Here is a 15,484-nt window from a genome sequence, read left to right as displayed (position 1 = left end):
AACCGACGCACCGTCTCGACCCTTTTAGATCATGCTCAACCGAGCGGGCGATCCGCCCAGCGATCGACCGCGCTGTCGCGCAGGTCACGGATCGATTCCACGCCCTCGCGGGCAACCAGCTTCGACAGGCCCTTGACGATGGACGACGGCAGGCCGGGCCCCTCATAAACCATGCAGGAATAGAGCTGAACCAGATCGGCCCCTGCCCTCACCTTTTCCAGTGCCGTTTCCGCGGATGAGACGCCACCGACGCCGATGATCGGCAGGTTACCGCCGACGCGCCGGCGCATTTTGGCGAGAACCGTGGTGGAAAGCTCGAAGAGCGGCTTGCCGGACAGGCCGCCGGCCTCGCCCTTGTGCGGGCCGGGCCGCAGGCCTTCGCGCGAGAGCGTGGTGTTCGAGACAATCAGGCCATCGAGTTCATGGGCCAGCGCCTCTTCCGCAACATCGTCCAGCCCCTCTTCGGTCAGATCGGGCGCGATCTTGAGGAAGACCGGGATGCGTTTGCCGAAACGTTCAGCTTCCACCTTGCGGCGTTCCAGCACGGCGGCGAGAAGGGCGGCAAGGCTTTCGCGCGCCTGAAGATCACGCAGGCCGGGCGTATTGGGCGAAGAAATATTGACGGTGAAATAGGATGCGACCGAATAAAAGGCCTCGATGCCCTGCACATAATCGGCGATGCGGTCTTCGCTATCCTTGTTGGCGCCGATATTCACGCCGACGATGCCGCGCAGCTTTGCCTGCTTCAGACGTTCCAGGGCGGCCGCATGGCCTTCATTGTTGAAGCCGAGGCGATTGATGACACCCTCATCCTCTACCAGACGGAAGATACGCGGCCTGGGATTGCCGGATTGCGCCTTGGGCGTGACGGTGCCGATTTCGGTAAAGCCGAAACCGAGCCGCAGAAGCGGCCCCGGTACTTCCGCATTCTTGTCGTAACCCGCCGCCATGCCGAGCGGATTGGGGAAGACGAGGCCCGCCACGGTCTGCTGCAGACGCGGATCATGCGGCACCATGCAGGTGGGCAGAAAGCCGCTTTTCAGCGCCGCAATGGACAGGCCATGCGCCTTTTCCGGATCGACGAGAAACAGGCCCTTGCGACCGACCGAGGAAAATAATCCGCTCATCACAATATCTCCGGGAATTGATGCTGGCCATCGTGGCCGAGTGAAAGCGGCGTTTCCCAAAGCACCGCACTGAGGGGAAGCGGAGCATAAAGATGCGGGAAAAGATCACCGCCTCTTGAGGGTTCATAGACCAGCTTGTCGCCAAGTGCCGCGCCGTCGACCGCGATCAGAAGCAGATCGACCTGGCCGGAAAAGTGCCGCGCGGCGGTCTCCGCCGCCTGTTTTGCCGTTGAGAAATGAATGAAGCCGTCGGTCAGATCGATAGCCGCACCTTCGAAGACGCCCTTCGCCTTTGCCGCGCTCCATAACGTCTCCGGCACGATTTTATAGATGATCGCGGGCGTTTCCTGCATAGGGCTCTCCAAGGCTTTCCACTCAGCGGGATTTGCCGCAAAGCTCGAAGATTGTCCACAGTTTCCACGGCATTTTTATTGCGGAGAGCCCGAAAGACCGCCTGTCCACAAGCTTTTCCTTGTAATGCGGGACCGATTGGCGCAACCTTGAGCGGAGGAGCTGGCAGTGTTTCGACCGCCGGCAAATGGGAGTACACCAGACCTGCGAAAGAACCGCATAACGCCCTTGGGAGGGGGCCAGAATGTCGGAACTTGTCATTATCATAGCAGACGACCACCCGCTTTTTCGCGGCGCCCTCAAACAGGCCGTATCCGGTCTTGACGGGCAGCAGACCATCATAGAAGCCGGGGATTTCGAAGCCGCGCGAAGCGCTGCGACAGCGCGTAACGACGCCGATCTGATGCTTCTCGACCTCGCCATGCCGGGCGTCAGCGGGTTTTCAGGCCTGATGGCGCTGCGGGCGGAATTTTCCAGCCTGCCGATCGTCATCGTTTCGGCAACGGACGATGCGACCACCGTTCGGCGCTCCATCGAACTCGGCGCTTCCGGTTTCATTTCCAAGTCCTCCGGTATCGACGATATCAGAGAGGGCATTCGCGCGGTTCTGGAAGGCGACGTCTGGATACCGGCGAGCTGCCAGGGCGAGAAGGAAAACGACCCGGATGTGGCAAATCTCATCGGCCGGCTCAGAACACTGACGCCGCAGCAAAGCCGGGTTCTGGGCATGCTGGCCGAAGGGTTGCTGAACAAGCAGATCGCCTATGAGCTGAATGTTTCGGAAGCCACCATCAAGGCACACGTCTCCGCGATCCTGCTGAAACTCAAGGTTGACAGCCGCACGCAGGCAGTGATCCAGCTTGCGAAGATAAACACATCGGCCATGGTGGCGTAGGCAAGGATTTTATTCCTTTCTTTTCTTTACTCCGGGCCGGATATGATCTAGATTTCAGAAGTAAACGACAGGAGCTTTTCCGCCACCTGCTCCACCTGCGGGCTTTCTATCATGCTGTCACACGAGACGATCTGGAGCGCCATCGATACGCTTGCCAAGCGCCATGAGCTGACACCCTCGGCATTGGCGAAGCGTGCCGGTCTCGATCCGACGTCCTTCAACAAATCGAAGCGCTTCGGCCCGGATGGCCGCAAACGCTGGCCTTCGACCGAATCGGTCTCCAAGGTGCTGGAGGCGACAGGCGCAAGTGTCGACCAGTTTTTCGGTTATGCTTTTGGCAAGGCGACCCAGACGATGCAGCCCTCCGGAGCGGAGAATGCCATCCCCCTGCTCGGTTTTGCGCAGGCCGGTTCCGGCGGCTTTTTCGACGATGGCGGTTTTCCGGCTGGTCAGGGCTGGGATGTGGTGGAATTCCCCTCTTCTCCCGAGCGCAAGCAGGGCGTCTATGCGCTGGAGGTCCAGGGAGAAAGCATGATGCCGCTTTACCGCGATGGAGACATCCTGATTGTGGAGCCGGGCGCGCAGGTGCGGCGCGGTGACCGCGTGGTGCTGAAAAGCCGCGACGGCGAAGTGATGGCCAAGGTGCTGGCGCGGCAAAGTCCCAAGAACATCGAGCTACTTTCGCTCAATCCAGAGCACCCGAACCGCAGCTTCGACATGGCCGACGTGGAATGGATTGCCCGCATCATCTGGGCCAGCCAATAACCACGCCTGCATGTGCCTGCCGCTTCCGCGACGCAGCTCTGGGCATCGTACCGACAATACCCTTTACAGGCCGAGTGCGGTTACGGCGGCATCAACCGGCATGACCTTCGCACCACCGGACACCGCCCTGCGGACAAGGCCTTGCAACCTGTCTTCCGGGCAACCGTAAAAACTCGGCGTTGGCGAGACATCATGGGTGAAAATGATGAGCCAGCCGCCATTTTGCAAAACATCCTCGAGCCAGCGATCCGCCGCATCGAGATAATTTGGGTCAGGGCGCAGTTCGACTGCGGCAAGATTATACGGGTCGATGCTGCCCCGATTGATGCCGGGCATGATGCCGCGGGCAGTCTTGAACCGGCGTCGCAGCAGCGGCTGCATGATAGGCGAGGCCATGCCGAAAGGAACGGAGAAATTCCGTCTGTGCCGGCTTTTGTCGAACGATCCGAGCACGCTGTCGTTGCGATCGAGATCCTCTTCAAGCCCACCCCGCGAAAAGCTTGAGAGCTTGCGATGGGAATAGGTGTGACAGGCAAGTTCGTGGCCGGCTGCGGCCAGTTCCGAACAGCCCTGGGTGGAGATCATCTCCTGCTCATCATCATGACTGTCGATAAAGACGCCCGCGATATAAAACGTGCCGCGAACGCCCTCATTTTCCAAGATGCTCGCGCCGCTTGTCCAGGCGGATGCCGGTATATCGTCGAATGTGAAGGAAACGATCGGTTCGGATGTCTTGATCCGCGCCGCCGGTCCCGGAAAATACCGCACGAGCCGGTTATTGATCCTGTCTGCAAATGTCCCGATTTTTTGCGTCATACATAGCCCCCCGGCCTGTCTGCAAAATTACTGACCCTGTTCAAGTATGTCGTAAGCCTGATGCCTCAAACAATAGATTGCAATCAGAAGAGACGACCAGATAGGCCCTGTTCCGGTAAAGAAATTACTCTCAAGACACGAAGAAAGTAATGCATACACCCAGATTCTTGCAAAAAGCCGGGTTAATCCCGGATCAGTGCCCCTTTCTACTGCTATACGGAAATCGTTTGCAGGAATAATGACGAGCCATATGACGATGAGAATGAAGGCCGGCAAGCCGCCATTCAGCAGGCTTTCGACAAAACCATTATGGGCATGGAAGGCCGTGACGGCCCAGGTTTCCGAGATATCCGCCTGCGCCAGGAGCCGGTCACTCGCCCAGAAAGCCTGGAAACCCTGCCCGAAAATCGGCGATTGTGCAAAAGTGTCGAAAGACAGACGCCATATGTCCGTTCGTCCGGTGAAGGTGGAATCGATCCCCAGACTTTCGACCAGATTCTGTATGCTCGGAAAATAGGTGGAGCCAACCGCGAGAATATTGAGGAAAGCCAGAAGGCCACCGATCATCAGCAATGTGCGGCCGGCATGTCTTTCCATGACCCAGATCAGCGCGATGGTGACAGGCAGCAGCATCGCGGCGGTTTTTCCGTTTGTTTTCCAAAGAAAGAAACCCGCCAGCAGTGTGATTGCGATGCCGCCAACCGTGGACCAGGCATTACGCAGGTAAAGCCCGACCATGAAAAGAATGATCATGGCGGGAGCGGCCGCATTCTTGTGGTTGAAGATGCCACGCCAATCGCCCGCGAGCGCTGTTTCATCGAGATCATAGGGCTGATGGATCGAACGCGAGCGTAGAAAGAGCACCCCGAAATAACAGAGTGCCAGCAGGATGACCGCGAAGATGGCCATCATCCGGTCAAACTGCCGCCGATCTCGCGGCATGACGACGAGGACGCTGGTGATGAAGCACAGGATGGCTGTGAAGAGCAGACGCTGCAGCGAGGTGGCAGGCTGCGTGCCGAGGACCGAGCAGACCGCCAGCCAGAAAAACAATAGCAGAATGGGTAAGCGTGGCCGCAGCAACAGCCCCGTCAACCGATGGCGCAGGGCGAAAACACCCAAAATCAGCGCGATGACCAGCCCCGTCAGCTGATTTGCAGCGGCGTGCGGCACCGGCGGAGCCGCGAGATTCTCGAAAGGTGCGACGGAAATCCAGATATAGAGCATCGTGCCGACGAAAAAAATCGCGTCGCGCCGACTGCCCGAAAGGGACATGGCATTGCCCTGCGCCGAAATGGACTGCGTATCAGCAAGCCGCGACATGGTGGCCTGCATCAGGAACGGAAAATCGGATCATTGGCCTGCCTTGTGACGAACAACGTAACCCTTGTTGAAACCGGGCCATGTCCAAATAACCATAAACGGTCATTATCATCATTATTGTGCAATTGCTTTAACCCTCTCTTACCTCAAGAAGGCTAAGACAGAAGAAACTGTCATTTATTCGGGCGGGCGGCATTCAGACTGGCCGGCAGCCGGCGTTCATCGCCAGATATTAAGAGGCAGGACAGTCATTTTTTGAATTCGACCGGTAATGCCGGAAAAACATGGAGAATGAGGTGTCGTTGAATACGCCGCGGCTCGGCCATCTAGTCAGACTGGGATTGACCTACATGGCGTCCGGCGGGGCTCTCCTGATGTCCAGCGCCGCCCAGCTTTTGACATTCGCCCTGCTTGCCCGTCATCTCGGTGTCGAACAATTCGCGCTTTATGCCTCGATCACCGCCGTCACCAATCTCGGCGTCCAGATTTGCGGCATCGGCTCGCAGGAATCGCTGATCCGCCGCGTGGCGCAGGATCGCAGCATGTTTCCCGTCATGCTCGGCCACAGCTATCTTCTCAGTGCGGCGACCGGCGTGGTGCTGACCATCATCGGCATGGTAACGATCCCGGTCTTCTTCCCGACATCGGAAACGTTGCTGCATACGCTCATCACCACCTTCGTGATTCTGGTGACGAACCTCGTTCTTCTGAAAGTCATTTCGCTTTCCACGCAGAGCTTCATCGCCCATTCCGACTTCGCCTCTGCCAACAAGCTGGAAGTGATGTTCGCCATTGCACGCACGATTGCCGCCGTGGTTGCCTGCCTCATCTTCAAGATAGAAACGGTGGAGGCCTGGGCGCTGTGGAACCTTGCCGCCCACGCCATTGCAACGGTGATTTCAGTCAAGGCGATCGGCAGGCTGGGCAGGCCCGTCTTCCGGATCGTGCGCGATGAAATCCGCATCGGCATCCTGTTTTCCACCCAGTTCCTGTTCAAGGCCGTGCGCGGCAACGCCGATATTCTCGTTCTCGGCGCCATTGCCAGCGCCGAGGTTCTGGGCAGCTACTCCATAGCCCGGCGTATTCTCGACAGTTCCTACCTCTCGGTGGAGGCCCTCAACCGGCTGATCTATCCGGGTTCCGCCTCCGCCGCCCTGCAGGGCATCGGAAAGACCATAGAACGCGCCTATAATGTGCTGAAGGCGGCGCTGGTCATCGCAGTGGGCAGCGCCCTGGTGATCTTCGTCATAGCGCCCTTCCTGCCCCTGTTGTTCGGCGACGAATATGTCTCGCTGCCGATCATCACCCGCGTGCTTTGCTGGGTGGTGTTGCCGATGGCGGTTGCGGCGACGGCTCTTGAAGCACTCGGCGCATCCGGGCGGCAGGATATTCGCGCCAAGATATGGAACAGCGGCAATCTTATCGGCTCTGTCATCGTCGCCGTCTTCACCTGGCTCTTCAGCATTTCGGGAACGATCGGCAGCTATTTCCTCGTGGAATCCGCCATTGCCGCCGCCGTCTGGATCGCGCTTCTGCGCCTGCGGCGCAACGACCCGGCCCTAGCACCCGCCAAATAGGATGCGCTTTTCCTAATAAAGTCCGTAGGGGAAATACCGCCGGTAAATTTCTTCCAGGCGGCCATTGCGGGACAGTGCGGCAAGCGCCTGATCAAAGGCCGGGACAAGTACATTGTCCGGATCGACAGCCATGATGGAAAGGCCCTCGCCAAGAAACCTGTCGGACATATAAGGCCCGCCGAAGAGAGAGCAGCAACCTTCGGACGCGCTGCCCGAAACCCAGAAGGGCAGGCGCAGGCCATCGGCAAAAACGGCGTCCACCTTGCCTGTCTTCAAAGCGTCATACATGGGTTCATACCCATCGAAACCTTCGGCCGTGGCTTTTGGAAAAAACGCCTTGAGCATCTGTTCGTGGCGGGAACCCGTGACCACGCCGACCTTTTTTCCTGACAAGGCGTCAGCGCCGGAACCGCTCAATTTTCCCGCCTTGTTGACGGCAAGACGGGCGGGCAACAACAGATAGGGGCGTGAGAAGGTGAAACTCTTGCGCAGGTCAGCAGTGGTGGCAAGGCCGGAAATCACCGCCTCGCCCTCCCCCATTTCCAGAGCGGCCTCCAGCTCGTCAAAGGGCAGTGCCTGCACCTGACACTTGCTCTCAACCTTCAACTGGGCGCAGATTTCACGCACCAGATCGACATGGAAACCCGCAAGCCGGCCTTCCTGATCGGTAAAATTGAAGGGTGGAAAATCGACCGACATCAGAAACCTGATGCGGGGAACAGAGGAAAGATCACCACCCGGAAACCGCTCCTGCGCGTCAAACAGCACCGGCATCCGGTTTCCGCTCACCAGATCATCCGCACGAGCTTCGCTAAAAAACCCGACAAATTGTAAAGCGAAAGCTAAAGTAAAGCCAAGACTTACATTCCGCGTTACATTCGTCATTCTCATCTATACTATCCGTTACAGGAAGTTGGGCGTTACCATGACGGCGGCGGCGATGCATGGATTCTTTTAGGCAGTATACACGAGAATCGTTTCGCACGACGCCAGCGGGACGAAAAATTGCGTTTTCGCTCATCGGCGATAATCCGCTCTGGCGCGCTCCCGAACCGGATGAGCCGGGACCGACGCGCTTCCTTGCTTCGCTGGGATTTGGCAAGCCCTATATCAGCACATTCGAAGAACAGGCTCTGAAAAACAACTCGACCGTCGAAGACGAGTTACTGGCAAGCGGTCTTGTCGATGCCGAAGCCTATTTCGGTGCTTTTGCCAGATTTTTGCGATTGCCGTTTCTCCCGGAAATCGATCCGGGCCGTGTAGCAGACATCAATCACCTTGATACGCAACTTGGCGAACCACGGTTTCTGCGGCTGACACCGCTCAACGGCAAAACAGTGCTTCTGATCGTGCCGGAACTGGCGAGGATGGAATTGCTGAAAGAAATGCTCAATCAACGCCCGCATCTCCTGGACGAACTTGCCGTCACCACGCCACAGGCCATGCGTAGCGCAATCTGGAAGGCCGGCGAGACACGCCGCTCGTCGGAAACCCGGCAGCTGCTTTTCAACACGGCGCCGCAGCATTCCGCCAGGATTACGCTGCATGGACAGCAGGGTTTCGTGAGCGGCGTCCTTATCACCCTGCTCGCCCTGTCGCTGCTGTTTTATACTCAGGCGGCCTTGGCCTATATGCACGTGACCCTGACGCTGCTTTATCTCTCCACCCTGCTTTTCAGGCTGTTTGCGCTCGTTCACGCACCAAGGGAAAACGAAGGGAGAACCGTCTTCCCGCTCCAGCGGGACGGGGATTTACCGGTCTACACCGTTCTCGTGGCGCTTTATCGCGAAGAAGCGGTCGTTGATCAGCTTGTCAATGCGCTGGAGCGGCTGGACTGGCCCAAATCCCGGCTCGACATCAAGCTTGTCTGCGAGGCGGACGACGCCGCGACGATAGAGGCTATTCAAAAGACAAATCCCGGTCAGCATATAGAGATCATAAAGGTGCCGCCGTCCCTGCCGCGTACCAAGCCCAAGGCGCTGACTTACGCACTCGCCGGCGCGCGTGGTACATTCGTTGCCGTCTACGATGCCGAAGACCGACCGCATCCGCAGCAATTGCGCGAAGCCTACGCCACTTTCCGAGACCAGCCGGACAACGTGGCCTGCCTGCAGGCGCCGCTTATCATCAGCAATGCCCGCGCCTCCTGGCTCAGCGCCTGTTTCGCACTGGAATATTCCGGCCTCTTCCGCTGCATGCTGCCCGTTCTCGCCGCGCACAGGCTGCCGCTGCCGCTTGGCGGCACTTCCAACCATTTCCGCACGGCCGTGTTGCGCCGGGCGGGTGCCTGGGACCCCTATAATGTCACGGAAGATGCCGATATGGGTCTCAGGCTGCACAGGCTCGGTTATCGCTGTGGTGTCATCCGGAGGCAGACGCTGGAGGATGCGCCAACCTCGCTGCCCGTGTGGCTGAGCCAGCGCGCGCGCTGGTACAAGGGCTGGCTGCAAAGCTGGCTGGTGATGACCCGCGCCCCCTTTACCACCGCACACAACATGGGATGGGTCGCCTATATCGTCTTTCAGCTGCTGATCGGCGGCATGCTCCTGTCATCGCTGACACATCCCTTCCTGTTCGTTTCCTTCGCTTTCATGGCCATGGCGATCCGGGAAAATGGCACCGATATGCTGTTTTCCTGGCAGGGCCTTCTATTCCTCATCGATACGCTGAATATTTTCGGGAGCTACGCCATCTTTATGCTGATGGGCAGGAACAGGATGATACGATACGAAAAACAGCAGATCAGGCAGCGCTGGATGGCGATCCCACTTTACTGGCTGATGATGTCGATTGCGGCGTGGCGCGCCGTGGTGGAGTTAAAAACCAAACCCTTCGTCTGGAACAAGACACCGCATATGCCGGTCGTCAAAGACACAGCCTGACGAAACACAACCGGAAAGAACCCTTCCCTGCGCTTTTAAGTCACGCGGAAGACATCCCACTGTTTCAGGCCACGTTTCCGCAATTTGCAAATGAATTCCGGCTTCGATGGCGATGCCGCTATCGACACATCATTTCCGAAAATGCCCTGCCGGACGAAGCCTGTCGCCGGCAAGGCCTTTGATTTCGCCACCGAGGCGGCCGGCAACTTTATTTGGCGACGAGTTTGTTCTTGATCAGGCCGACGATGACCTGGACGATCAGGCCGCCGACACCGCCACCAACAAGCTGGCCGGCAAGAGCGGCAATATCCACGCCGCCGGCTGCCGCCGTGCCCGCCGTCCCGAGCAGCGATCCAAGTACGGTTCCGCCCCCGATGCCGCCAATGGCGCCCGCGATCAGGTTTCCGAGCGAACCGAGATCGGAATCCTTCAGTATCTTTCCGCCAGCCGTGCCGCCAACCGCACCGCCAACGATTTGGGCCAATATCGAAGTAAGATCCATGTCATCCTCCTCAGCAGTTTCCCCGACCATTCGGGAAAACAAAGCCACTTATTCACGTCTGCGCAGGCTGGACAGAACCGGCGTGACCGGCCTTCTCTTCCTCGCCAAAGATTTTCCAGACCACAGCGCCAATGACGCCGCCGAGGATCGGAGCCAGCCAGAACAGCCAAAGCTGTTGCAGCGCCCATCCGCCGACGAACAAGGCCTGCCCGGTCGAGCGGGCCGGATTGACGGATGTGTTGGTAACCGGAATGGAAATCAGATGAATAAGAGTGAGGGCGAGACCGATGGCTATCGGCGCGAAGCCGGCTGGAACCCTGCCATGCGTCGACCCCAGAATGACGATCAGGAAAAAGGCCGTCAGGATGACCTCTATCAGCAGTGCCGAAACCAGAGAATATCCGCCCGGCGAATGTTCGCCGTAACCATTGGCAGCAAAACCGCCAATGTCCGCCCCCGCCTTGCCTGTAAGGATGACATAAAGCGCCGCAGCCGCGACAGTCGCTCCCAGAACCTGCGCCACGATATAGGGCACAAGATTTGCGGCCGGAAATTTACCGGCAACTGAAAGACCGACGGAAACAGCCGGATTGAAATGACCTCCCGAAATGCCGCCAACCGCATAGGCCATGGTAAGTACCGTCAGGCCGAAAGCGAAAGCGACGCCGAGAAAACCAATACCCAGCTCCGGAAAAGCAGCAGCAAAAACCGCACTTCCGCACCCTCCGAAGACGAGCCAAAAGGTACCCAAAAATTCCGAAAGAAGCTTGCGACTCATAACACTTCCCCTCATGTTACGACTGCATCAACTATTACGTGCAATTTAATCGCAGTCAAGATAAATCGCATATACTCTTTGAAGCACGGCTTGCCACCGATGGAGAGGTCATCATTTCTCGTCGGCCACCCGTTATTGTGCTTGCGCGGCCGTTTGTACAAATCATTGAAATATAGGCGTTCATATCGAGAAAGCGGCAGCTGTACCCCGCAAATAACGTTCCCGCATTGATTCAGGCACGACGTGCGTGACCGAGATTAGGCGCGCCCGATGCACTCGTCTTGTGGAGGTTGGCCTGCCACGAGATCGGTTCCGGTAAAAATCGTGCATGTCCGGCCGGTAATACTTTTGCTACTTTCGTGAATGGCAGGGAGGTCGAGGTAATGTCTATGCCAGTAAAGTTCAGCGAGCACAGTGTCATATCTTTTCATTCCTCATTTATATTCCATAAAAAAACAACATTATCATGAAGAATAGCAACATTAAAATATCGAAAGGCTTCGCAAAAACAACTCTTGATTCATTTTAGTATTCATTTTCCGCTTCAGCGGAATCACCTTTATATACCCGGATATCCGTTTTGCTATCTTGACGAAAATCCCAACCATTATTTTTGTAAAATAATATCTCCCGAAACTCAGATATCGATAATTTCACAAAATATATCAATAATACTACAAAATATACAATTTTTAAAATGTCTTTCTCTCGCAATTTATCCTCTCGTTGATTTTTTGCAGCATAAAATAACAACAATTATATACTGATTAAACGCCATACCTGAAGCTATCACGACAAAATCAACGAGATTGCTGCCATGAGTGACAAGATCAACGCTCACCTCATCGGCACGAACACCAGATCGGCAGCGACACTATAAACGGTCACATACCGCGCCACACTGTGACAGCTCGTTTATCGAACAAAACCGCTTAAACGGCGTGCCTTCAATGCACGATGTCCTGAATGTTAATACTGAACATTTTCAGGTTGCCGCTGAATTTTCCAAGATTTCCAGAAGGGTGTGATCTGGGCTTTCTCTTGTGACCTGGAATATTTTTGGCGCATGGATAGCGGCATCGCTGGAGCGGGTGAAGGGAATCATAATAGCAGCTCAAATATTTGAAAAACCTATTTATTTTCTAACAGTCAATTAAAAATACCGATAAAAATACCGGATAATGCATTGGCTTTTGTCGCATATGGATAATCCATCTTGTACAGTCAAACGCGATTGCATCATTCGGCATTGCGCGATTAAGTTTTTGATATGCGGTTCGAGAGGTGGGTAGTCATATGAATTACTTTAGAGAGTATGAAAAAGCGCGCAAAGCAGCAATTGAAGAGTGGGAAACATTCAACAATAAAAATCTCGAAAACACCTTGAATGATATTTCCTCAATAACTCTAAGTACCATTAGTGAATTTCCAGTGCATTTCTCGAAGGATTTCGATAGGATTAATAAGTTACAAAATACAAAAGATGACGTTATTAAAACTATACGTTTCTCTGTTATATACTTTATTGAAAAAACGACTAAATCATGGAGAGACAGGACTGACAAACAAAAAGAAAGCTGGGAGAGGACTTTGTCGATACTAGGACAAATGCGGGATCTTTACAGACGCATCCCTGAAACTCGTCGCGACATCATTAATGCTCACTTGGAGCTTCGTGGAGTTGACCTGCTACCAGATAATCTAGGAGCATCGCTGATGGCAGCCCGAACGATAATGCGTCGCGGGGAGAAATCCGAAACGCGGGGAAGAAAAACTCTGCCTGTTTCTGTACTTGTCGTCCAACTTACTGAAGGCGTCGAGGAAGCTTTCGACCGCAACCTCACACGCTCTTTCGACATAGTCTCTCACAAAAAGGCTGGCAGAATAGTTGAAGAATTTACCAACCCAGATTGTGTTCTTATCCATAATCTTTGCCGCACCGTCATTAACGACGTCACAGCAAGACAGGTTAAGTCTGCTATGAAAAATCATCTAATGAAGCTCCGACCATCTGTGAAATAGGTTAGGTTGCGGCTTGTTTTTTAAAGACCTATAAAAATTAGAGGCGGTTTTGTGCGTTTTCACAGGATAACAATGTTGTTTTCAAATTAAAATTCGTGAGTAATTTGAGAGTCCTCAACAACAGAGGACTAAAAATTGGAAAAGCAGTTAATCGATACCAACAGGCTTCTTCGGCCCAATCAAATCGCCGGACCCAATGCAATTTTGCCGATCAGCAAATCCACGTTCTGGATGATGGTTCGCGACGGTCGGATTTCACCCGGCATTAAAATAGGCCCGCGTATGCGTGCATGGCGCGCCTCCGAAATCATCGCTTTCATTGATCGTATGGAACAGGAAGGCGGTGCAGCATGACTTTTGATCCCCCCGATCACGATGAAAGCTATCCTGAATGGGCCTACAGACAAGACCGATCAGAAGAAGCCCCAGTTGTCGTTAACGGACTAACGCTTTTCTGCGAGGAGCTTGAGAAGTTGCGCAAGGCACTCAAGCGCAAATCATCGACGCGAGTTCGCGATTTGAGCTCGAATCTCATCACTCGGTCCTATGAGTGCCCGTTGCCCGAATATGGCTGGTCTTGCGGCTATGAAGAAGACGAAATTCTCGAGTTGCTGGAGCGTATTCGTGAGTTTCTGCAAGAAATTAGCAGAACAGAAATTAAGATGAAGAACACCGTCAGGTACCTTTACCGGTCCAACCTTAGCCATCTCATTTTCAACTTGAAAGCGCTAATTGGCAAAGCTGAGGCCGGCTACGATCAACTGGAGGGCGAATGATATGGCAGCCGCTGCTCACTCAACGCGGTCGAAAATCGCAGCCCAAAATTCGGATTATCCGAAAAGTACCGAAAATGGCGACACAGCTGTCGCCAGAATCTTGGCACTTCATGATGCGCATCAAGAACGCCGTCGAGAGCATCGCGAGGGCATAAGATCCGATATCGTTGCTGCAGTCGAGATCGGCTTGGAAATGCAAGACGATAGAGAAGAATGGGCTTGCTTTTGCAAATCTTGGGCATCTGGGGGACCGGAAGAAGACCAAATCCATCAAGCCGTGCGCTTTGCCATAAAGTTTATGGTGGGTCCCGGCAAGGGTGCGCAGAAGAAGGCCAGCTTCTACTACAACGCCGTTGCCCTTCTGGTGCAGGAGGAAGGCCTGCGGGGTGACGATCTCAAGGCTCGCCTCGAAGAAGAAGGTCTTAAAAAGCTCGCTGCAGAATACGCCAAGCATAAGAAGGAAAAAAAGGAGAAGAAGGAGAAGCATAAAAATGACAAGAACGACAGTAACGAGAGCCGTCGGCCTGAGGAGGGCGTGACCGAAGAGGCCCCGAAAAAGACCCGCGCGGCTAACGCGGGTCCTGACAAGAAAAGTGAAAAAACCCATGATCTCGATCAACCTGATCGCCCGGCTAGCGATCCTTTTGACTGGTCCGGGTCTATGAGGTTCAAGAACTCGAAGAAATCTCTTACGCGTTATAAAGTGGGTGAGAAGGTTAAGATCACCGCGACCATTGAAAGCATCAGCGCATCCTTCAGGTTGCTGGTGCACAAGGTGAAGCATGTTGAGCCATCGGACAAGGGCTAGTCAACCTCATCGTCTTTCTATTACTTAAGCTCGCTCCTCGACCTCGGAAGAATAATCACGTCTTCCGGGGTCGTTCTTTTTCTGTCCACCGATTTCAGGGTGTATGCAGCGGCTCGCGCCAACGTCTTTTCGATGGGCATGACATGAATGCGGGAAAGCGGCGCAGTCTTTCCGATCAGAAAGCTTGCCGGTGCGTTCGCGATAACGTCCGTTAGACGACGGCCCTCACGTCCGTTGGGCGGTATCATCGCGAGAATGTGAATATGCATCCCATCATTGATCATGCTGTCAGCCGCAGTCCAGCCAGACAGCTTCCGCACTGGCCAGTCGTAACTGGCGAGCCAGAATGGCATCTCTACTATCGGAGTGTTGTGAGGACGCCTGACGAAGCGGGTCAACAGGAGCGCATATAGGTTCTCCGTAATCCGACGCATCTGCTGCCTTTTGGCGTTCTCATTGCCTGCCAACGGGTTGAACATCAACGTGACCATGTAAGTTTCCCAACCCCCTACTGTTCTCTCTTCCACCATCTGGGTGTAGGCATCGAGTAGCTGCTGGGTATGGGTATGGGTATGGGTATGCATAAGCATATCTCCCTTGGTTAGGTTTGGTTGTGTGTGGGGGTGTGTCTGTAGGGTAATTTGGGTACAGCTGGCCCATATGCTTTGCCCTTGCGAACGCAGCATCTGTGTCTCCAGATGAAGCAGGCAAAGTCCCGCGTGGCGCTTCCACGCACGACCTTGCGGCCTGCAAATGTAATTGGCGTTATGCCGACCGTTATTTACGGCGGCGTCTCTAGGGGATTTTTGCAGCTGGCGGCGGACTCGCAGACCCGGATAAGCGCCGACCTGCGGTTTCTCTG

The 15,484-nt window shown here is 55.0% G+C and carries 16 protein-coding genes; 8 read left to right on the top strand and 8 right to left on the bottom strand.

What is annotated here, in order from left to right:
- Positions 1-35: 35 nt before the first annotated feature.
- The gene (locus tag FY152_00725; protein UXS30682.1) at positions 36-1,127 is read right to left on the bottom strand and encodes a quinone-dependent dihydroorotate dehydrogenase; all 1,092 of its coding nucleotides are present in this window, start codon (positions 1,125-1,127) and stop codon (positions 36-38) included.
- Positions 1,127-1,480: a DUF952 domain-containing protein gene (locus FY152_00720; GenBank protein UXS30681.1), complete on the bottom strand. Its 354-nt coding sequence runs from the start codon at positions 1,478-1,480 to the stop codon at positions 1,127-1,129. Before FY152_00720 ends, FY152_00725 begins: the two co-directional genes overlap by 1 nt.
- Before the next feature lie 242 nt (positions 1,481-1,722).
- Here FY152_00720 and FY152_00715 point away from each other — a divergent pair, with 242 nt between their 5' ends.
- Together FY152_00715 and FY152_00710 are read left to right on the top strand one after the other, a co-directional pair.
- Positions 1,723-2,373 carry a response regulator transcription factor gene (locus tag FY152_00715; protein UXS30680.1) on the top strand — a complete coding sequence of 217 codons (651 nt, stop codon included), beginning with the start codon at positions 1,723-1,725 and terminating at the stop codon, positions 2,371-2,373.
- A gap of 111 nt (positions 2,374-2,484) precedes the next feature.
- Positions 2,485-3,138, top strand: coding sequence for a helix-turn-helix transcriptional regulator (locus FY152_00710; protein ID UXS30679.1), 654 nt, complete (start codon positions 2,485-2,487; stop codon positions 3,136-3,138).
- Between the two features lie 63 nt (positions 3,139-3,201).
- Here the strand turns inward: FY152_00710 and FY152_00705 are convergent, their stop codons facing one another.
- Together FY152_00705 and FY152_00700 are read right to left on the bottom strand one after the other, a co-directional pair.
- A complete protein-coding gene (locus FY152_00705; protein ID UXS30678.1) occupies positions 3,202-3,954 on the bottom strand; it encodes a polysaccharide deacetylase family protein in 753 nt (250 codons plus the stop codon).
- Between the two features lie 27 nt (positions 3,955-3,981).
- Positions 3,982-5,277, bottom strand: a complete 1,296-nt coding sequence (locus FY152_00700; protein UXS30677.1) for an O-antigen ligase family protein — start codon at positions 5,275-5,277, stop codon at positions 3,982-3,984.
- Between the two features lie 284 nt (positions 5,278-5,561).
- Here FY152_00700 and FY152_00695 point away from each other — a divergent pair, with 284 nt between their 5' ends.
- Positions 5,562-6,854: a lipopolysaccharide biosynthesis protein gene (locus FY152_00695; GenBank protein ID UXS30676.1), complete on the top strand. Its 1,293-nt coding sequence runs from the start codon at positions 5,562-5,564 to the stop codon at positions 6,852-6,854.
- Between the two features lie 12 nt (positions 6,855-6,866).
- Here FY152_00695 and FY152_00690 read toward each other — a convergent pair whose 3' ends face one another.
- Complete coding sequence (locus tag FY152_00690; GenBank protein UXS33169.1) at positions 6,867-7,628, bottom strand: transporter substrate-binding domain-containing protein; 762 nt, start codon at positions 7,626-7,628, stop codon at positions 6,867-6,869.
- Between the two features lie 170 nt (positions 7,629-7,798).
- Here FY152_00690 and FY152_00685 point away from each other — a divergent pair, with 170 nt between their 5' ends.
- On the top strand, positions 7,799-9,736 hold the full coding sequence (locus FY152_00685; GenBank protein UXS30675.1) for a glycosyltransferase: 1,938 nt from the start codon (positions 7,799-7,801) through the stop codon (positions 9,734-9,736).
- 208 nt (positions 9,737-9,944) lie between these two features.
- Here FY152_00685 and FY152_00680 read toward each other — a convergent pair whose 3' ends face one another.
- A complete protein-coding gene (locus tag FY152_00680; protein UXS30674.1) occupies positions 9,945-10,238 on the bottom strand; it encodes a hypothetical protein in 294 nt (97 codons plus the stop codon).
- Positions 10,239-10,290: 52 nt separating this feature from the next.
- Entirely contained in the window at positions 10,291-11,016 is a 726-nt protein-coding gene (gene aqpZ, locus FY152_00675) for an aquaporin Z (GenBank protein UXS30673.1), read from the bottom strand.
- A 1,296-nt stretch (positions 11,017-12,312) separates the two neighbouring features.
- Here aqpZ and FY152_00670 point away from each other — a divergent pair.
- The 4 genes from FY152_00670 (at position 12,313) to FY152_00655 (ending at position 14,622) form a co-directional block, all read left to right on the top strand.
- The gene (locus FY152_00670; protein ID UXS30672.1) at positions 12,313-13,038 is read left to right on the top strand and encodes a hypothetical protein; all 726 of its coding nucleotides are present in this window, start codon (positions 12,313-12,315) and stop codon (positions 13,036-13,038) included.
- 135 nt (positions 13,039-13,173) lie between these two features.
- The gene (locus FY152_00665) at positions 13,174-13,392 is read left to right on the top strand and encodes a hypothetical protein (protein ID UXS30671.1); all 219 of its coding nucleotides are present in this window, start codon (positions 13,174-13,176) and stop codon (positions 13,390-13,392) included.
- Complete coding sequence (locus FY152_00660) at positions 13,389-13,814, top strand: hypothetical protein (GenBank protein UXS30670.1); 426 nt, start codon at positions 13,389-13,391, stop codon at positions 13,812-13,814. The genes FY152_00665 and FY152_00660 overlap by 4 nt, the downstream gene beginning before the upstream one ends.
- A 1-nt stretch (position 13,815) precedes the next feature.
- Positions 13,816-14,622 carry a hypothetical protein gene (locus FY152_00655; GenBank protein ID UXS30669.1) on the top strand — a complete coding sequence of 269 codons (807 nt, stop codon included), beginning with the start codon at positions 13,816-13,818 and terminating at the stop codon, positions 14,620-14,622.
- A gap of 20 nt (positions 14,623-14,642) precedes the next feature.
- On the opposite strand, the gene FY152_00650 is transcribed toward FY152_00655, so the two are convergent.
- Positions 14,643-15,206: a hypothetical protein gene (locus FY152_00650; GenBank protein ID UXS30668.1), complete on the bottom strand. Its 564-nt coding sequence runs from the start codon at positions 15,204-15,206 to the stop codon at positions 14,643-14,645.
- Positions 15,207-15,484 lie beyond the last annotated feature (278 nt).

The sequence above is a fragment of the Agrobacterium tumefaciens genome (genome assembly GCA_025560025.1).
Taxonomy (GTDB): Bacteria; Pseudomonadota; Alphaproteobacteria; order Rhizobiales; family Rhizobiaceae; genus Agrobacterium.
Note: the sequence above shows the minus strand (reverse complement) of the source record. Positions and strands in the feature narration are given on the sequence as shown.